The following is a 19,442-nucleotide window of genomic DNA, read 5'->3' as shown; positions in this document are numbered from 1 at the left end:
TACCTTGACTAAAAGGATAGCAACTGTGACTCAAAATATACTCAGCTTTGTTTAAAATTTTGGCGTTGACAATAAATAAACTACATCAATAACATTCAATTCCACTTTTGCTTAATTACTTAGTCATTCTACTCTTTAAATTCCGATAGTTAAGCTTAATATTGTTTACTTTTTGATTTAAAAAACTTGTAGTAGTCTTTTGTAGACGTATTAGCGGACTCTGACGCTTAAAGCTTTTGGGCCTTTGTTCTGGTGCTTTTAAATACCTATAATGCAAAAACACATCTCGATATGGAATATCGACATCTTCACCAGTGCAAAGCCTCGCAAAATCTGAAGAAGATACACTCATATAGTGAATGTAAGTCAGAGGTTGTCCTTGGTCATAAAGAATATTATCTACAACATCAAATTTAGAAGTCCAGTGGTTACCAGTGGCTGAAACATCTGCGGCGTAATTATAGTAAGAGATTCCACTTCGTAAAACTAAATAGTTGATAACTGTTTGATCGGAATCTGCCCACGCCAGTGCATCAGCTTCACCTGCTTCTAATTTTTCTAGTAAGTTTGCTAACATTACATCGTCAAAAACGCCCTTTTTAGAAGCAAACCAACCGGAGCAAAAGACGCGCTTACTAATATTTTCTAGAGAAAAAACTTTTTCTAGCTTATCTTCTGTCCAATTAAAAATATAATTTAAATCCGATTTATATTGAAAGTCATTTGTGATCCAATCATATTCATCTAACTTATGATAAACATCATCGAGTAGTTTCATTAACAGAGTATCTCCGTCAAAGAAGATAAACTTGTTAAAAGGGCCATCCAAACAGCAAAGTTTTCGATGCCTTTCTATGCGATAGTTTTCTGGTAAGCCATATTCTTGCCACAATTTTAAAGCTCTTGGATGAGCTTTCCAGATACGAGTGCCAAAATTCTCCCAGCGCGTTATAGAAGCAGAGTCTTCAAATAAGGTGACATTATCTCTAACTGCAATCTCTGCCTTTACTTGGTCTAACCGCTCATTATATGGAATTACACAAACAGGAATTTGTCTACCAGCATTAGCTTCTATACTGTTGAGCAACGCAACTAGTTGGTCATAGACGACATCATTAGCTAGGATGTAAATACCATCAATCATTGGGATATTCCTAATATTAAGTGCGGGCAGCAACAAAGGGAAATAAACGGCGAGTTAGTTTAGGGATAAAAGCAAATTTACCCTCATGGAGATAGCGATAGTGTTCCCACAATTGCCAATAGGGACTACCAGTTTTCATCCGCGTACCAGCCCAATGAAGATATTTTAGCCGTTGTCCTCGGTCATAAAGAGCGTAGTCTTGCTGTTGGAAGTTTTGCGAACCCGCCCAACTACCAGGGCCTCCTCCAGGAATTTTAACGAGATTTCCACGTTTGGAAATTAGTTTGAGAACAAGATAATTTAAAATTGGTTGGTCTGTAACTCCTTCAGAGAAATCAAAATATTCGCGATGTGCAGCACATTCGCGCAAAGCTTCATCCATCTGTTGTTCGGTAATAACTCCTTTTCGCGAAGCCCAAAAGCCACTGTTAAAAACGTCTTCAAGTTGGGAATCTGAAAAAATTTGCTGCTCTTTGACAAATGGTGAAAAGATATTTCGCAGTTTGTCATTAGCATGATGGTAATCACAACAGAAAAAATCAACTTCTGAAAGTTTGTCTAAATTATCAGCGATTTTTTCAAAAACGACAATATCAGTATCAATATAAATAAACTCATCTAAAGGGCCAAACCACGCCACTAGTTTACGCATTTTGTTAGGTAAAGCCAGAAAATCTCTATCAAAAATTTCTCCAATGCGTTTGGTAAATTTATCAATAAGTTCTAACTCTGGGAAAATTTGCGCTTTGTGTAAGGTAGCAAGCTGTTCTGCTACCTTGTGATAATTATCATTAAAAGGAATCAGATAAATAGTTACTTCTGGATCATAGCAACGAATGCTATTGAGTAAGGCGATCGCATTATCAATAACACGATCATTGGCAACAATATAAATTCCCCGGCTCATAAATTATCCTTGTTTAATTAACTTAAATTTTCGTAAAGCTCTTGTAAGTAGATTTGGTACTGGAGCATCATTATAATTTTTAGGAGGGTTTTTAAAGGCTGGACGCTTCTCTGGTTCGTGCAGGTAGCGATAGTAGAGAAATAAATCTCGATAAGGAAACTCAATATTTTCTCCAGCACAAACTGCTTGATTGATATTAGGAGGAATTCCTATGTAATGAATGTAAGTTAGCCTATTATCTTTGTCATAGAGAATATGTTCTCTTTCCTCAAAGTGCTTTGATGTAGCAGAACATCCAGTTGTTTCATTGTCTGGCAGTTGCCGAGCAAAGTTATAAATAGAAAGATTAGACCTCATTACCATGTAGTTGATCAGTGGTTGTTCACCAGCCCCCTCATACAAAATTTCTGCGTCACCATTTTGTAAATGGGATATCAGCAAATCTCTTTGTTCTGAGTTAAATATTCCCCGTTTCGAGCCATAGAAGCCTGAACAAAATATTTCAGAGTCAATGCGTTTTTGCTCGAAAACTTTTAGTAATTTAGGAGAATTAACATTGTATATTTTACTAACGTCTTTAAATTGAAAATCATAGACAACGAAATCATAACTATCTAACTTTTCAAACACTGTCTCTAGTGAGTTCATCACTAAGGTATCTGCATCTAAATAGATAAACTTATCGAATGGGCCATCAAAAGCGCAAAAACGACGGTGAGCGCCATACAAACGGGATTTACTACGATTCAATCGTTCTGGTGCTGCTGAGAGCATAAATTGATCCCAACGGTTGATTGATTCCTGATTATCGTAAATAAATACATTAGGGCGTTTAGCTATTTCATTAGCAATTCGCTGTGTCCGATCATCAAAAGGATAAATACAAACTGGAGTTTCTGGGCCTAAGATAACATCAATACTGTTGAGCAAAGCCACCAGTTGATCAAAAACATAATCATTGCCAAGGGTACAAATACCATTCATAATTTATGAGGATTGAGCAACAAAGTTTGATAACCAGTTAAGCAAGTTTAATTTATGTAAAATAATTTGACGTGCTTCTGCGATCGCATCTTTGGCAGCATACCAAGCATCAGGTGTAGCTGTCACTTCTTGGATGTAGGCAATGCCTTTTTCATCTAAACTGGGTAATCTTAAAAAACTACCAGGCGGCAATAATTTATCAGCAGCCGGGCCACCGTAATAAATTGGTAGACACCAGGCAAGCAAAGAATCCCATAATTTTTCACTCACATACCAATTATTGTCTGCATAGTTTTCAATTGCCAGATTGTAATAGTATGGTGCCATTCCATGCCATTTGTGACCAAGTTCTCCTTTCGTTGCCGACCATTCAGGTAAGTCCCGCCCATATAAATCGAACTTAGTACCGCTGGCTTGCAATGATTTCAAAAAATCTAAACGCTGGCGATGGTTAGCTGTCCGGCTAATTCCCGAAGTAATCCAACTGCATGGGGCAATTTTTTCTGGGATTGGCATCTCATTTAAATCCTCAAATGATTTGGCATGATACCAAATAGCAGGCATATAATCGGGATTAGGCGCAAAGTCATCGGGCCCGGAAACATGACCACAATACTTTTGAGCCTCCTGATAATTCCGCTTATTTATTTCTACAATCTCATCTAAGGGCGGTTCACGGAGAAAATAAATAATCCGCTCTTTCGGCACACCACATAGTAGAGATTCTATATTTATTTCTGGTTTTTGTTGTCGTTTACGAATAATATCTAACCAAGATTGCTGTGAGGATGGTTGGGGAAAATCAAACTGATATAGCAACATAAAGTCTGGCTTTTGAGCTATTTTCAACATTTGAATATTGTCCCAAACACCAAAGTGATGCGGAGTTTGTTGCCATAACCAATCTCTGGTTTTAGCAAGACCTGAATAGCTACTAATCATGCCAACAGTTTTGATAGTCATAAATCGTATTTATTCGTAGTTAGTTTTAAGTTAATTTCTGTACCATTACGCCAGAATTGGTGGACGTTGAGCTTCTTCTATGTAGCTTAATATTTTGGTGATTCTATTTTCCCAAGAAAATTGCTGGGCAAAATCTATACTAGCTGCATAACCCTCTATTTTACGGGGATAGGTTTCTAAAGTATGTAGAATAGATTGGGCAAGTTTATGCGGGTTATCTGGTGTACACCAACTAGCAATTAAAGGTGATGCCTTGAATTCCATTAAAGGTGGAATCTCAGTTGCAACTATAGGAGTACCAGCAGCCATGTACTGAAAAAACTTAACTGGATTCGTGAAATCTGCTGATTTTCCAGCGCAGTGAGGATGAGCCAAAATATCAGCGGCTTGAAACAAGCTGACTAATCGTTCTCGTGGAAGTATCCAGCCTAAAAATTTAACGTTTTCTACATTTTTATCTCTGGCTAGCTGTTGATATGCTTGTACCTGCGCTTCTGTGCCTCCTGTGATAACAAACTGAATTTCTGGCAATTCTTTAGCAGAATCAATTAAGAGATCGACTCCTTTGAAAGGATACAAAGCGCCTGAATAGACAACTAAATGCTTACGTCCATTTGTAAGCAATTCTTGACGCCATATTTCGGCTTCTTGGGGCTGTCTGATTAAAAACGATTCATTGAATCCGTTATGTAGCCAAATGGCTTTTTCGGGTGGCATTCCATATTCTATTAGGCTTTGCCTGATGGGTTCCGATTGAGTGACAGCTATTTTAAAATACGGACTGTGGACAATTTCCGGCTCAAACTTTTGGTCTTGATAGTAGTGACGTTCATAGATAGTAGGAATTTGATTTTTGACTGCGGCTTTGACAAAGTTCCAATCTCGTGTATGAACAAGTTGAGAATTAGGGCGGATATGAATCGGTAAAAAATACTTGGTTACTACTGTACTGGAGTTAGTAAACTTACCACCTATTTGATCAATGGGCCAAGGCATTGGCAATGCAGCAATTTTGAGCTTTTCTTGAACATCATAAAATTCTATAAATTCTCTGTCAGGGCTTTTGGGTTGTTCAAGATAAAATAACGATAATATATTAATAGAAGATTTTTTATCTGGATACATTAAAACTGAGGAGTAGCCTAAGTTAGCCGCTGCGTTGGCACAAAGAACATCATGAATTTCATGTGCTGTGTCCGGTTTTAGTGATAGCTCTCTGGTGTAAAAAATATATTGATTTTTTGTTGAAAAATTTATCATTGTTTTAGAGAATAGGTTTTTCAAGATTGTGGTAAAAAGGCTTTTGTTAATTACATTAACTAAAATTAAACTTTATCCTCAAAAACCTTTAATGTCTCTAGTAGGTAAATAGCAGATTTATAAGATTCTGTAATTAATTGATTTTGTTTTTGGGGTTCGGATTCTAATTTATCGGTTAGCAAGCGTAGAGAGCTAATGAGGGGATAGAGACGTGTGCGAAACTCATCGGAGATATTAGTGAAGTTTTGATACTGCTTATTTTGATTTTGATTTATATCTATATCTGACGATAACTGTGAGTTAATTTTCAGGTTAACCATATCGTCGAAGACTTCAATGGCGTTGAGAACTCTTAAAGCTGAATTATATGATTCGTCAATTAATTCGTGCCGTTCTTGGGAATTGTCTACCAAATCATCAGCTAATAGTCCGAGGAAACCAATCATTGAGTTAAGCCTTGTCCGTAGTTCGTGAGAAATTCGGTTAAAGCTGGGATTCTTTCTGGTGGAAATTTCAGCCTGATCAGCAAATTGCATTGAGTAGAGGCGTGAGTAGTAACCACCTTTTTGTAAAAGTTCTTCATGGGTGCCGATTTCTACTACACTTCCTTGGTCTAAAACGGCGATTTGATGGGCTTTTTGGACTGTGGAAAGGCGGTGAGCGATTACTAGGGTTGTGCGATCGCGACTTAGCTCATCAAGTGCAGCTTGTACTAAGCGTTCAGAAACTGTATCCAAGGCGCTAGTGGCTTCATCTAAAATCAGAATTTCGGGATTTTGCAGCAGTGCGCGAGCGATCGCTAATCTTTGCCTTTGTCCACCTGACAACATCACACCGCGATCGCCAATCTGCGTATCAAATCCCTGAGGTAATTTGCTAATAAACTCATAGGCGTTTGCTCGCTTTGAGGCTGTGAGAATTTCGTCATCACTAGCCTCTGGTCGTCCATAAGCAATATTGTTCCGCACCGAATCATTAAAGAGAAACGTATCTTGACTGACAATTCCCATTGCCTTCCGCACAGATTTCAAATCGAAATCTCGCAAATCTATTCCGTCTAGGGTAATACAGCCAGATGTAGGGTCATAAAATCTCGGTAACAGGTCTGCCATTGTTGATTTACCAGCACCAGAACTACCTACCAAAGCTAAAGTAGTACCGCGTGGTAAATATAAATTTACGTCTTGAAGTACTATATTTTGATGATTAGGGTAGGAAAAACAGAGATGCTTAAAATGCACTCCCTCTGTTAATTTCTCGTAAGGAATTGTACCGTTTCCCATGAACGGCTTATTATCCTCCCGTAAAAAATCAGCGACAATATCCACGCTAGAAGCAGTATTAGCAAAGCTACTACGAAGAGTATTTAACTGAGAAATAAACGGCAGTAGTCGCAATAGCAACAATAAATATGTAATCAAAACGGCTGAGACTGAACTAATCTGGTCGGCAAATAAGGTGCGACCCAAAAAGACAATGAATATTAAGGCTATAATGCCTGTCACCTCGCTGACTGGTGTAATAGCCTCAGAATTGACTTGCGATTGAAAATCTGCTTTTTCTCGGTCACGAATTAGCTTTTGAATCCGTTTATATTCTCTATCTTCATTTCCAGTTGACTTTACTAGGCGAATTCCATTTAGCATTTCTAACACAGAAATGGAATAAGCTTTAGACATCTCCGAAAGCTGGGCACCAAAATCTCTTGAGCGGTAAATTGCGTACTGATTTATTAACGTCACCAAAGTTAGCAATATTGTAGTAGCAATGGTCAACTGCCAAGAAATTGACAGCAACAAAGCCACAAAAACTAAAATTGTAATTGCCAGTATGATTAATCTGATGACACTGCCTATAGCACTAGCAGCACGACTAATTTCTCCCCCAAGGCTGTTGATTAGATCACCAACTTTCATTTTGGTGTAATAATCTATATCAATATCTAGTAATAGCTTTAAGCCTGCTTCTCGCATATCGGATGTCAACGTCCGCGTTAAAGAACTTGACACTAAACTACCGATATAGCCAGCTAAATTTTTTAAAATAATTATAAATATAATTGAGCCAGCCATCACCGCAAGACGGTAATCTCCTGGAACCTGATCAAAGGGAGAGATAATGGATTTAATAATTGGCGGAGCACCTGTCAAATCTACAGGTTGACCCACTATTTGAAGAATGACTGGTACAATTAGCGTCGTACCTACACCGTTAAATAAAGCGCCAGAAAATCCGAACAATATTGTAAAAAATATCCTTGATGGATAAGGTTTAGCAAATTTTACTAGTAGCTTGCGGTTAGACATTGGGGATTTAGATTATAAATTTATAATTTTATAGTGGCAATGAAAATTACTATAGAATTTTTATCAATCTAGAGCTATTCTTACGTAGAGATATACTCGCTGGTTACGATATTTTCAATTGAGTGAAATCTAGATTAATCATAGATTTGTAACCATACACCATCCTCATAAACGCGAAATTAACTCAGATAAAGTAGATGCCATAGTTTCTAAGCTGTATTTTTCTAAACATCTTTCTCTAGCCTTTCTACCTCGCTCCTTTGCTTGTTCTAAATCCGCAAATATCAGTTGAATTTGTGCAGCAATTTGTTGGGGACAACTAGGATCAACTAAATAACCAGTTTCTGCTAAAATTTCGGGAATATCTCCCACTCTTGTGGATAACACAGGTTTAGCCATTGCCATCCCATCTGTCAACTTTAGAGGAAATTGGGCACGAGCAATCACGCTATCTCTTTGGGGAACAACTACAACGTGAGCAGCTGCTACAACCTCAGGCATAACCTCCACAGGACACTTTGGTAATTTGATAATCCAGCGTCCCCATTTTTGAATCAGCTGCTCATCATAATCATCGTAAGGGCTGCCTCCCACAATGACTAATTTTAAATCTTGCTGATTCAACTGATCTAACGCTATTAAGACATCTTCAACTCCCTTATGAGGTCTTGGCGCACCAGGAAACATGAGAACTCGATACTTTGTTAAACCATAACGCTCTCTACTGACCTCTGGATTATATTTTTCAGGGTCAAACATGGCAGTATCTTTGCCATTAGGCAAATAAACACCCCCAAAGCGGTTTTGAAGAAACTGAGTATCTATCGTAATCCCATCGGCACGAGATACTAAACTTTCTATCCACTGGAGATAAAGTGGATGATCGGGAAATCTCAATGCACCATCTTTTTTTAAAATGTCCCTGGCAAATTGTTTAAGATTAGGGCGATACTTCCATTCAAAACCTCCATACCAGCTAAGTTCCCAATCATCCATATCTAAAAGCAAAGGACGACGACTAGCTAATTTATGCAGTAGAGATACACCAAAACTTGTCGGTTTAGGTTTGACTGCATAGATAATGTCGCCATCTAGTTTTTGCCAAAGTTTTTTAGCTGAAGCAAAAAACTCAGGATAGTTTTTGCCATCAATAGCAACTAACGGTATTCCTTTAGGAGGAATAGCATATAATTCCTGACCAAATAAAAATCCGACAATCTCAACTTTATAATTTATTTTTTTTAGAACTTGAGCTAGTAAAAAAGCTCGAACTGAGCCTCCACCAGACAAGTCACTCACAACTAACGAAACTTTTCCTTTCATATATTAGTTGCTTTAATCAGTATTGATATAACTGCTTTTTGGCTTTTTGAATAAGTTGATGAATTGGTAAAAAATCGAGATGATTTTTTGCGATCGCGGGCCTCGGTATTTTTCATATAGTACAAAGCTGGGAATAATTAGCCTAGTTTGATAGATTAGCTTGAGTAAATAGCTATGATTAATCTTGATTTTTTTGTTTAATAAGTACAAAGGAGGAGAAAACATTTTAATTAGCCGAGCAAAATTATCTTGCTCTTTTTCTCTAATTGCTTCTTTAAGCAAAAAACCTATACCTACTTGGCATAAAGGAATTAAATCATTATGCTTACTGCACACTGTCTCGTATAACAAAATGTAATAAGCTTTCATATAAGACCAGTTATTAGTTCTATTAGACTGATGTTTTGTGTAATATGCTCCTATCATAGATGTGTAGACAAAATTAACATTGGCAATTAAAAGGTCTATTGTAAAATCCCTATCTTGCAGAGCTTTTAAACGCTCATCAAATATTTTTTTCTCCTGCACATCTCTACTCATTAATAGACATTGCTGAAGTAAGGGAAATGGAGAATCAGCTAGAAAATCGGGTATGAGTAATCGCTCAATCAATTGCTCTCTTGATAAAGAACCAACTATATTTTCTTGTCTGCTAATAATTTGCTGATCTCTGTCTATAAATACCCGTTCATAATCTGTATATGAAACAGTATTTTCTTGAACATTCAAGGTACTTAAATGATCTAATTGAAATTTAATTTTATCTTGATGAATCCAATCATCTCCATCTAAAAACTGAATCCACTGACCTTGTGCCTGTTTAAAGCCAAAATTCCGACTTGAGGATACTCCGCCATTTTCTTTATAGAAGTAGCTGACTCTTGAATCTAGACTAATCAATTGTTGGGCAACTTCTTTTGTATTATCAGTAGAACCATCATCTACCATAATACATTCAAGGTCAGTAAATGTTTGTGATAGTACGCTTTTAACTGAGCGTTCTAGGTAGTCAGCTTGATTAAAACAGGTAACAACAATTGAAACAAGTGGAGTCATTGATTAAACATCCTTCTTGTTGAAAAGGTATAGTTCAAAATTCACGCTGGAGAAAATTAAGTATTGGTAAATAAACTAAGTTGGTATTTTGATTGAGATGTTGGCACGCTGCAAGTAATATTTTAGGAGTGCTGTATAGATACGGTCTATTGATGGCAATGCATACTCTTTATCAGGTTCACCGTCATGTGAACCCCAGATTACTGGGAAAGGATTTGGTTCCCAGACCATGAGGTTTCCCTGTTCGTCATAGCTGTAATCAAAAGCCATAAAATCAAAACCTAATGCTTTGCGTGCCTGCTGTAAAAGTTCGTGATTGGGGTCTTCTCCACTGAAATAAGCAATCTCCTCTGCTATTATTGATTCATTAATTACGCGATTATCGTTGTCGCGTACTTCCCAAGATTTGGAAACCATTAAAGGGCCAGGGATACCTTCATCTCCCATAGCGAAGTAGCGATACTTACGATACAGACCATCTTCTCCCCTAACATCCAGAAATTCTACTGCAATAGGGGCAATAAACTTTTCAAAAGGGACATTTGCCAAATCATCAAGATTTTGGACGAAAAAGATTTGGCAGCCATGCACCCAGTCTTCACGGATAAAGAAGGGGGTTGACAATCCTGCTTGTGTCTTTTTAAAAGCTTCTACATCAGTAATAGGTACTGTTTTGGCAGTACGAATACCTTTTATGCTACCAATTCGTTGTGCTGCCAGTGATTTAATTGAATTTGAGAGGTTATCAATGGGATTAACAATGGGAATGTTACGTTTTTGGCATTCTGCTTCTATTGGCTTGGCATATTGATAAATATGCGGAAATCTTTCTTTCAGGGGATCTTGTAGCCAAGGTAGAAATAGTGCATAGCGCTCCCAGTCATTTATCTCACAAGGGAGATAATGAAGTTCAAACAGATGTGCTGCTTCAGGTACATTTTGATTTACCCAATAAAGAAAGTAGTCATTGTATGTAGACTGGTGATCTTTCTGTCGCACCACAAGAATGCGCTTGGGATATCGGGCGTTGTTCATAGCGTCCCGAATTGCTGAAATTACCTGTTGCCGAAATTCTTTGTACATAGAAGATTTGTGTATGACGTTAAGATAGTCTTGGATGAAATTTTGATCAGATGTGGACTATTCGGCGCTAAAAATCTTAGTTGATTTTTGTTGGCAAAACTTTGTCAATTTTATTTAATAACTAAGGTTTTCTAGACTAGGAAATGGTTTTAATATAGGCTAGATATGACTTCTGAAGTTTTTCAATGCAAGGCTGAATCAGCCTTTAATTTGTCATTAATTATGGAAAAGGGGATATTTTTACCTAACCTCAGATATCAAGCTTCAATAAAAGCCTAAATAAACTTAACGCCATATTTGCTAGTTCGTCTAGCGAAATCTTACGTAAGTGTAGCATTTTTAGATACTAAGCATTTGCTCATAAGGGAGGCAAAGGTAATGCAGGTAATTCGTCTTGAGGCACTCTCAGACAACTATATATTTTTACTGTACGATCGCAAGCAAAATATCGCCGCTGTTGTCGATCCAGCGGAGTCTCAACCAGTATTAAAAAAACTGGCAGAGTTAAAAGCTGAGTTAGTAACAATTTTAAACACACATCACCATAACGATCATGTAGGTGGTAATAAGCAACTAATAGAAAAATTCCCCCAACTGATAGTTTATGGAGGAGCCGAGGATCGTGGTAGAATCCCCGGACAACAGGTGTTTTTAAATCAAGGCGATCGCGTCCAGTTTGCAGACCGCATAGCTGAAGTTATCTTCGTTCCTGGACATACCCGCGCTCATATCGTTTACTACTTCCCTCCCGAAAAAGCTGGCGAGACAGGCGATCTATTTTGCGGCGATACGTTATTTTCTGGCGGTTGCGGTCGCTTGTTTGAAGGAACACCAACCCAAATGGTGGACTCTTTGAGCAAATTGCGCTCTCTACCCGATGATACACGCGTCTGGTGTGCCCACGAATACACCTTAAAAAATCTCCAATTTGCCTTAACTGTGGATGGCGGCAATGCCGACTTACAAAGACGCTTCAATGAAGTGAAGGCTTACCGTAGTCGGGGAGAAGCTACCATCCCCTCACTGCTGGGAGCGGAGAAACGCACCAACCCCTTTTTACGTTGGGATCAGCAATCATTACAATTAACTGTCAAGAGTAGCGATGCAGTCCAAACCTTTGCGCGGATAAGGGAAATGAGAAATAACTTTTAAGTATGGGGCATTGGGCATTGGGCATTGAGCATTGGGCATTGGTTATTATATTGTTCTCCCTCATCTTCCCCTGCTTCCCCTGCTTCCCCTGCTCCCCCTGCTCCCTACTCCCTGCTCCACCATTAATTCAATTTTCTATCGCGAATAGTTGCGATCGCACCCTTCCTTTCGCTACGATCTGTAAGCTTTAGGGTATAGGCAAAGAAGCTTGGAATACAGCACTGACATTGTGAGCTATCTTAGCCAAACCCGAATTAATCAGATTTTACAGGAAAAACGATGGCGAAACGCGTACAGTTAGTTTTAAATCAGGATATCAGTAAGCTGGGAAAATCTGGCGACTTAGTGGAAGTAGCTCCTGGCTACGCTCGTAATTATCTGATTCCCCAGAAATTGGCAACCAATGCCACTCCTGGTATTCTCAAGCAAGTAGAACGCCGTCGTGAGCAAGAACGTCAACGGCAATTAGAACTCAGACAACAAGCTATTGAGCAAAAAGAATCTTTAGAAAAAGTTGGCAGCTTGACAATTGCTAAACCAGTTGGTGAAAACGAAGCAATTTTCGGTACTATCACCACCCAAGATGTTGCAGATGCAATTAAGGCAGCCACGGGTCAAGAAATTGATCGGCGTGGCATTACCATTCCCGATATTAACCACCTTGGTACTTATCAAGCTGAAATCAAGTTGTATTCTGAAGTAGCGGCACAAATCGATATTCAAGTCGTCGCTAGCTAGGAGACAGCAGAGGAAGCAGGCTAACTCTTGTACAGACGCGATTAATCGCGTCTCTTTCATCTCAAAACTAAAATCGTTTATGGCTGAAGAACTGAGTTTTCAAGGGCTAGGTAGCGAGCGCCTCCCACCCCAAAATATTGAGGCGGAAGAAGCGATTTTGGGGGGTATTTTACTAGATCCAGAAGCGATTAGTCGAGTTAGCGATCGCCTCCTTCCAGAAGCTTTTTACATTAGCGCTCACAAAGATATTTATCAAGCAGCTGTGAGGCTTCACACCCAAGGTAAACCCACAGATTTGCTCTCAGTCACAAGTTGGCTAACTGACCATGATTTGCTTGCCCGCATAGGCGGCAGAAATAAATTAGCAACTCTGGTAGACCGCACAGTGTCAGCCGTGAACATCGACGCCTTAGCAGGGTTGGTGATGGAAAAATACCTGCGGCGACAGTTAATTAAAGCTGGCAATGAAATTGTACATCTTGGTTACGAGACAGAAACCGAGTTACCACAAGTTTTAGATCAGGCAGAACAGAAAGTATTTGGAGTCACTCAAGAGCGTCCCCAATCGGGTTTAGTTCACATTTCTGATACTTTAATTAATAATTTTCAAGATATTGAAGATCGAAATCAAGGCATCGCCTTACCAGGTATTCCCTGCGGATTCTACGATTTAGATGCTATGACCAGCGGCTTTCAGCGTTCTGATTTGATTATTGTCGCGGGTCGCCCATCAATGGGAAAAACAGCGTTTTGCTTGAACCTTGCTCATAACATCGCTGCTTCTTATAAATTGCCAGTTGCTGTTTTCAGCTTGGAAATGTCCAAAGAGCAGCTGACGCAACGGCTATTAGCTAGTGAGGCGCAAATTGAAAGTAGTTATCTACGGACTGGTCGCCTCAGTCAAACACAGTGGGAACCTTTAAGCCGTGCTATTGGTATCCTTTCTGAAATGCCAATTTATATTGATGACACGCCGAATATTACAGTTACACAAATGCGTAGTCAGTCAAGAAGACTGCAAGCAGAAGTTGGAACTGAATTAGGATTAATTGTAATAGATTACTTGCAATTAATGGAAGGAGCCGGTGATAATCGCGTACAAGAATTGTCAAAAATTACGCGTCAACTCAAAGGTTTAGCGCGTGAATTATCTGTACCAGTTATTGCTTTATCTCAGTTGAGTCGCGGGGTGGAAGCACGTACTAATAAGCGTCCGATGTTGTCAGATTTGAGAGAATCGGGTTCGATCGAACAGGACGCGGATTTAGTAATTATGTTATATCGAGATGAATATTACTCTCCAGATACTCCCGATCGCGGCATTGCAGAAGTGATTATAGCTAAACATCGCAACGGGCCTACAGGTACTGCAAAACTTCTTTTCAATCCACAGTTTACAAAGTTTCAAAATTTAAAAATTTAGTCATTGAATTGGGCACTGGGAGCTTGGGGAGTAGGTGAAACCATGCCCAATGCCCAATGCCCAATTCCCCATACCCTAGTTTCTACTTAACTCCGAGCAATTCCACATCAAACAGCAGAGTTGCGTTGGGTGGAATCACACCACCAGCACCACGAGCGCCATAACCTAACTCTGGAGGGATAATTAACTGACGACGACCGCCTACTTTCATGGTGCTAAGTCCTTCGTCCCAACCTTTGATTACTTGTCCAACACCAATTTTAAAGCTGAAGGGTTGCCCGCGATCGCGTGAACTATCAAACTTAGTACCATCTTCTAGAGTGCCGACATAGTGAACTTCAACCGTTTGTCCAGATTGAGGAGTCGCTCCAGTTCCCTCTTTTAACTCGACATACTTTAATCCAGAGGGGGTAGTTACGGCATTAGCATCAGACATAGTATTGCTCGCAATTAGAGTATTATTTTCAGTTAAAGTTGTCAGCGCTGGCGGCGTTTGGGTTAACTCGGCAGCAATGGCAGTATTCTGTTTACTGCCTACTTGCCCTACAACCAAAAGCACAACACATACCAGCATGAACGCCACGCTGAGGAAAATTGGTTTCAAAATCAGTTCTCCTTACTTAGGTATCCTGGCAAAAAAATTACCAATAGGACACATTTAGTTTAAATCACAAATGACATCTTAACGCCAAAGCTTATTTTCCAAATCGCGCAATTGACGCTCTAGACGGTCAATTCTACCCCGTAGTTCATCCACTTCCGACTGGCGAGCTACCCCCAAATCTTGCATCATATTTCGCATTTGCCGTTGCATTTGGACATCGAAGTTTCCCTGCTCCGACTTTAACTGCTGGGCAATATCATCTATAACTGCCTTGGCTTGCTCAGGATTGAGCTTACCGTCTTTAACTAAATCATCGCTGACTTGGCGCAGTTTTTCTGCTACTAAAGACGTTGTGCCAAGACCTACCATCATTAGCTGTTGCAACCAGTTGTTGTTGCTGTCCATACTCCCTTCCTCTTACTTATTTCAAACCAGCCGATCCTTGCTCCTGAGTGTAAGCAATCAAGCTATGCTAAAAGCGCAGTTATTCTAGCCTACATCTCTATTTTGGCAAATTCGCAAACACAGAGATCACAAGGTATGTTTATAGAACTACTCAACTTTAAGGTTGCCCCCAATTTAAGGGAAAATTTTATCCAGAAGGACGCATAAATTTGGACAATAGCGCTGGCTTAATATCCTAGATTTATCGCTAAAGAGGTTTGGATTAGCCTCAATGACCACACAAAAGTTATCCTCATCATTTGTTGGGCAATGCAGAAGCAGTGGAAAGCCATGCCCCAAGCAGATTTACAGACTAATGAAGATAAATCCATCCAAGCACTTAGAGAATCTTATCTAAGAGTAGAGTTAGCAAAGTATCAAGTACGGAAATTTCCCCATTTTTGGGTGAAAGATTACTCTCAACTCGTAGATAAACAGCCAACTTCCGCCATAGTGTATAGTGAAGCGATCGCCCCAAAAAATTATAGGAATTAAACTTAGCTTATTTCACGACAATTTAAGTCATTGGTACTAATGACCAATGACTAATGACTAATGACTAATGACTAATCCCCATCTTTAAAAGTAGGAATAAGTAAAATTTTTGCACGCCATTTCTGAAAGGCTATCTCGTAATCTTCTGATTTACTCTGATAAACGCTCCACCAATGAAAAAATAGTCCTAACCCCCATCCTAATATTGGGAAGATAGCCCAAAAATAACTAGGACTAGTTATTAGATTCAAAAGAATAAGGAATAAGTTCACAGCTATAAATGAAACAAAGTGTGTCCAAAATGCTTTGCGTCGGAAAGTATTAAATGTAAGTTGCGATCGTTCCTCTTCTTGTTGAATTAACCAGTTCTTTTCAGTTTTTCCCAAAATATCAGAAGAAATACCTAACTCAGATGCCATTTCTATAAGTTCTTCTCGTGAAAATTCACCTTCCTGTCTACGAGTGAGCGCTATTTGCAGGATTTTTTGTACATCTTCAGAATCGTAAGTCATTTTAACTACCTTATAAGTTTGTGTGTAAATGCGCCTTTGATTTCACGAATTGTTTAACATATTTCGTTCAATTCAGTTAGCGAATGGCTCCACATTTTGCACCCAATAATTAGCTAAACTTGCATCCCTATTATTTTCTCACAATTAGTTTATGGCTACTGTATTTGTCAATACCTCTATGTTGCTTTTCAAATATTCAGTCAAAGATTATTTTTAGCCATATCAAAAAATATTGACAATTACAAAAGTAAAGTTATCCTTTTTAATGAGGGTTCTTATATTAACTAATAAAACCTATATCTGCATCTGATTTGGAGGCAATAGACACATAAATTTTATAAAAATAGTTATCAAGCTTTGCCTAGTCTAAATTTTAATTTGTATAATCTGACCGACAAAAACTCATGACATCAGAGCAACTAAATTTATTTATGGTGATTCTTAATTTTAGATTTTGAATTTTAAATTAAAAGCAAAGTGACGTGACGCACCTTCCTGTTGAGGTTGTATGGCGATCGCTCCTACCGATGTATAGAAAAATGAGCGATACCTGCGGCGGTAAACTACGTATCCTAGAAGTGCTGCCAACTCATCCACTCAGACAATGTACATATTTGTATAAAAATATAGAGAATTATTTATGCTATCGATAAAAGTTTTTATTCGCCCTACGTCTAACGATAGATAGATTTTATTAAATAAATAGTTTAGATTTGTAACAAGTTACACAGAACTAGGTAAAGCACATGGCCAATATTGTTGACACCGCCACTAATAATGGTTCTTTCAACACACTAGTTGCAGCAATCCAAGCAGCTGGTTTAGTAGATACACTGAAAGGCCCTGGGCCATTTACCGTCTTCGCACCTACTGATGAAGCGTTTAATAAGCTTCCAGCAGGTACAGTAGACGCATTACTGAAAGATATTCCTAAGCTCAAAAAAATCTTGACCTATCATGTTGTATCAGGCAAGGTACTAGCTGCTGATGTAGTTAAGCTCAAGTCAGCTAAAACAGTTGAAGGTTCAGATGTAAAAATTGACGCTTCTAATGGCGTTAAGATCAATGATGCAACTGTTGCAGCAGCAGATGTTGCTGCTGATAACGGCGTCATCCATGTAATTGACACAGTTTTGATTCCTGCATAAGCAAACGTCAGAATAGCGAATGCTATTTGTGGGGCTGCAACTAACTATAGTCGTTTCTCCATTAAAGTCTGGTTGAATGTTTTTTATTTAGTAAACACCAACTACCAATAAATCCATCTAGACAGTATCTAGATGGATTTATTGTTTTATGCGTTTATAGACGTTGCATTGCAATGTTTCTAGTGGATCAAATTTTTAGTTTTGCCAAACCCAAATAACGGATACCTTCGGGGGAAATGTCAAAACGGCAAGGTAAAACTTCTAAACCAAGAGCGATCGCATCCCGTAATAATCTACCATATACAGGATCTGTGCGATCGCCAGGGGAGAACTCAGTACAATCACTGCGATTGATAAAATAAAGCATCACCGCACGAGTTAGAGGTAGCAGTGCCATTAGTTCTCGTAAGTGCTTTTGTCCTCTTGTAGTCTCCGTGTCGGGAAATAAGGCTAGTCTCCCCTCAGACAAAGTTGTATTTTTCACTTCTAAATAAATCGGGCGTTCCTCATCACTCCCCGTTAAGAAAAAATCCACTCGACTTTTTTTATCTAGTCCATAAACTACCTCACCCTTGATTTGGCTATAGTCACCCAATTCTGGGAAAAGATGTTTCGCCAAAGCTAGCTTTACAATCCGATTGGGTAAAAAAGTATTTATGCCTACCCAAGTCGGTTCGTTGTCATGTACCTGAATTAGTTCTAAAGTGTAAGCCAATTTGCGGTTAAGATTATCACTTTTAGAAAGCTGTACCGCACTTTGGGGAGTAGATACTCCAGTCATTGGCCCTGTATTTGGACAGTGTGCTGTCACTATTTCGCCAGAAGTAAGTTGAACGTCAGCAAAAAACCGCTTGTAGCGTTTTAGCAGAATACCCGAATACAAAGGTGGGTAACGGTAAAGCCAATCTATCATTATAAAACCTTGTTGCTGCTAGTAAATATACGTCGATTCCTTACCCACCTATCTCTCAACAGCAAATCTTTTCAGCAACTACTCCGCCCTATAACAGAAATTGAGTAAATCTATATATCACAAAGTGTCAACTTTTGTAGTTAAAATGACAACATTTTAATAAAAAGTAGCATATACTAAGTGTTATAAGCCTCCCATAAAGAAAAATCCGGGAGAATTTCAACATGCAAGGAGGTAAATCCTATGCAAAAAGTGTGGACAGCAACGGAATTAGAATATGCTTTTCTGTTTACTCTAAGAAAAGTAAATTCGATCAATCCAGAAGGTTTCAAGCCATTTTTTAGTAATATGCCTGTTGATCCTTATATCGAAGGCAACTATCGTTCGAGAAGATTATCTCGGTTCACAGTTTCTGGAAATCATTTAATCAAATTACCTCATGGACACTTCTTTCAAAGTAAAGAATATAATCCATTAATGGGCGATAGAAAAAGAGAGTTTGCAGAATTAGATGATGCACTCATAGAACTTGATATTTTTAGAAATCTTGTCTTGGCATTTAGTGATTCTTGTAAACTCCATCCTGAAGCTGAAATCGGAGTTCATCAAATTAGAACTATTTGCTCACAAGATAATTTGGGTAATCCAGCGCCTGAAGGTATCCATCAAGATGGTACTGATTTTATTGGTATATTTTCAGTAGATAGAGATAATATTCAAGGTGGAGAAACACATCTGTATGTCGCCAAAGAAGAAAAACCTGTGTTAAGCAAAGTTCTAAATCCGGGAGAACTTTTATTAGTTAACGATCATGAGTTTTTCCACTTTACAACCCCCATCAAACCACAGATTGGCGCTCAAGGAAGTAGGGATGTTTTTGTACTGACTTCTCCTAGCTTGCTTTCAGAATAATTCTAGTTAACTGCAAACATTTTATAATTTATGAGAGATGGGGAATTGAATGTAGTCATTTCCCCAGTTTTTTTA

Annotated in this window: 20 protein-coding genes; 6 read left to right on the top strand and 14 right to left on the bottom strand. The window is 38.6% G+C overall.

Features of this window, described 5'->3' with window-relative positions:
- Positions 1 to 115 precede the first annotated feature (115 nt).
- From VB740_RS22575 to VB740_RS22535, 9 genes are all read right to left on the bottom strand, one after another.
- Positions 116 to 1,144 (bottom strand): Npun_R2821/Npun_R2822 family protein, encoded by a 1,029-nt coding sequence (locus VB740_RS22575; RefSeq protein WP_323202142.1) that lies wholly within the window; start codon positions 1,142 to 1,144, stop codon positions 116 to 118.
- A 16-nt stretch (positions 1,145 to 1,160) separates the two neighbouring features.
- Positions 1,161 to 2,051 (bottom strand): Npun_R2821/Npun_R2822 family protein, encoded by an 891-nt coding sequence (locus VB740_RS22570; RefSeq protein WP_323202141.1) that lies wholly within the window; start codon positions 2,049 to 2,051, stop codon positions 1,161 to 1,163.
- Between the two features lie 3 nt (positions 2,052 to 2,054).
- Positions 2,055 to 3,035: an Npun_R2821/Npun_R2822 family protein gene (locus VB740_RS22565; protein WP_323202140.1), complete on the bottom strand. Its 981-nt coding sequence runs from the start codon at positions 3,033 to 3,035 to the stop codon at positions 2,055 to 2,057.
- 3 nt (positions 3,036 to 3,038) lie between these two features.
- On the bottom strand, positions 3,039 to 3,998 hold the full coding sequence (locus tag VB740_RS22560) for a glycosyltransferase family 10 domain-containing protein (RefSeq protein ID WP_323202139.1): 960 nt from the start codon (positions 3,996 to 3,998) through the stop codon (positions 3,039 to 3,041).
- A 45-nt stretch (positions 3,999 to 4,043) separates the two neighbouring features.
- The gene (locus VB740_RS22555) at positions 4,044 to 5,258 is read right to left on the bottom strand and encodes a glycosyltransferase (RefSeq protein ID WP_323202138.1); all 1,215 of its coding nucleotides are present in this window, start codon (positions 5,256 to 5,258) and stop codon (positions 4,044 to 4,046) included.
- A 65-nt stretch (positions 5,259 to 5,323) separates the two neighbouring features.
- Entirely contained in the window at positions 5,324 to 7,564 is a 2,241-nt protein-coding gene (locus VB740_RS22550; protein WP_323202137.1) for an ATP-binding cassette domain-containing protein, read from the bottom strand.
- Positions 7,565 to 7,729: 165 nt separating this feature from the next.
- Positions 7,730 to 8,887, bottom strand: a complete 1,158-nt coding sequence (locus VB740_RS22545) for a glycosyltransferase family 4 protein (protein WP_323202136.1) — start codon at positions 8,885 to 8,887, stop codon at positions 7,730 to 7,732.
- Positions 8,888 to 8,899: 12 nt separating this feature from the next.
- Positions 8,900 to 9,943, bottom strand: coding sequence for a glycosyltransferase family 2 protein (locus tag VB740_RS22540; RefSeq protein WP_323202135.1), 1,044 nt, complete (start codon positions 9,941 to 9,943; stop codon positions 8,900 to 8,902).
- A 75-nt stretch (positions 9,944 to 10,018) separates the two neighbouring features.
- Positions 10,019 to 11,026 carry a hypothetical protein gene (locus VB740_RS22535; protein WP_323202134.1) on the bottom strand — a complete coding sequence of 336 codons (1,008 nt, stop codon included), beginning with the start codon at positions 11,024 to 11,026 and terminating at the stop codon, positions 10,019 to 10,021.
- Between the two features lie 378 nt (positions 11,027 to 11,404).
- Between VB740_RS22535 and gloB the strand changes: the two genes are divergently transcribed.
- From gloB to dnaB, 3 genes are all read left to right on the top strand, one after another.
- Positions 11,405 to 12,178 (top strand): hydroxyacylglutathione hydrolase, encoded by a 774-nt coding sequence (gene gloB, locus VB740_RS22530; protein ID WP_323202133.1) that lies wholly within the window; start codon positions 11,405 to 11,407, stop codon positions 12,176 to 12,178.
- A gap of 279 nt (positions 12,179 to 12,457) precedes the next feature.
- Entirely contained in the window at positions 12,458 to 12,916 is a 459-nt protein-coding gene (gene rplI / locus VB740_RS22525) for a 50S ribosomal protein L9 (RefSeq protein ID WP_323202132.1), read from the top strand.
- Between the two features lie 79 nt (positions 12,917 to 12,995).
- Complete coding sequence (gene dnaB, locus VB740_RS22520; protein WP_323202131.1) at positions 12,996 to 14,339, top strand: replicative DNA helicase; 1,344 nt, start codon at positions 12,996 to 12,998, stop codon at positions 14,337 to 14,339.
- Between the two features lie 82 nt (positions 14,340 to 14,421).
- Here the strand turns inward: dnaB and VB740_RS22515 are convergent, their stop codons facing one another.
- Positions 14,422 to 14,943: an FKBP-type peptidyl-prolyl cis-trans isomerase gene (locus tag VB740_RS22515; RefSeq protein ID WP_323202130.1), complete on the bottom strand. Its 522-nt coding sequence runs from the start codon at positions 14,941 to 14,943 to the stop codon at positions 14,422 to 14,424.
- Positions 14,944 to 15,021: 78 nt separating this feature from the next.
- A complete protein-coding gene (locus tag VB740_RS22510; RefSeq protein ID WP_190910156.1) occupies positions 15,022 to 15,348 on the bottom strand; it encodes a phasin family protein in 327 nt (108 codons plus the stop codon).
- Between the two features lie 309 nt (positions 15,349 to 15,657).
- Between VB740_RS22510 and VB740_RS22505 the strand changes: the two genes are divergently transcribed.
- Positions 15,658 to 15,882, top strand: a complete 225-nt coding sequence (locus VB740_RS22505) for a hypothetical protein (protein WP_323202129.1) — start codon at positions 15,658 to 15,660, stop codon at positions 15,880 to 15,882.
- A 71-nt stretch (positions 15,883 to 15,953) separates the two neighbouring features.
- Here the strand turns inward: VB740_RS22505 and VB740_RS22500 are convergent, their stop codons facing one another.
- Positions 15,954 to 16,394, bottom strand: coding sequence for a 2TM domain-containing protein (locus tag VB740_RS22500; protein ID WP_323202128.1), 441 nt, complete (start codon positions 16,392 to 16,394; stop codon positions 15,954 to 15,956).
- Between the two features lie 447 nt (positions 16,395 to 16,841).
- Positions 16,842 to 16,982, bottom strand: a complete 141-nt coding sequence (locus VB740_RS22495; protein WP_323202127.1) for a hypothetical protein — start codon at positions 16,980 to 16,982, stop codon at positions 16,842 to 16,844.
- A gap of 158 nt (positions 16,983 to 17,140) precedes the next feature.
- On the opposite strand from VB740_RS22495, the gene VB740_RS22490 reads away from it, so the two are divergent.
- The gene (locus tag VB740_RS22490) at positions 17,141 to 17,542 is read left to right on the top strand and encodes a fasciclin domain-containing protein (RefSeq protein ID WP_323202126.1); all 402 of its coding nucleotides are present in this window, start codon (positions 17,141 to 17,143) and stop codon (positions 17,540 to 17,542) included.
- A 187-nt stretch (positions 17,543 to 17,729) separates the two neighbouring features.
- Here VB740_RS22490 and sfsA read toward each other — a convergent pair whose 3' ends face one another.
- Complete coding sequence (gene sfsA / locus VB740_RS22485; RefSeq protein WP_323202125.1) at positions 17,730 to 18,455, bottom strand: DNA/RNA nuclease SfsA; 726 nt, start codon at positions 18,453 to 18,455, stop codon at positions 17,730 to 17,732.
- Positions 18,456 to 18,698: 243 nt separating this feature from the next.
- Here sfsA and VB740_RS22480 point away from each other — a divergent pair, with 243 nt between their 5' ends.
- Positions 18,699 to 19,367 (top strand): 2OG-Fe dioxygenase family protein, encoded by a 669-nt coding sequence (locus tag VB740_RS22480; protein ID WP_323202124.1) that lies wholly within the window; start codon positions 18,699 to 18,701, stop codon positions 19,365 to 19,367.
- The last annotated feature ends 75 nt before the right edge of the window (positions 19,368 to 19,442 follow it).

Source organism: Nostoc sp. UHCC 0251 (genome assembly GCF_034932245.1).
Classification (GTDB): domain Bacteria; phylum Cyanobacteriota; class Cyanobacteriia; order Cyanobacteriales; family Nostocaceae; genus Nostoc.
The sequence above is the reverse complement of the archived record's forward strand: the minus strand, read 5'-3'. Positions and strand labels throughout refer to the sequence as shown.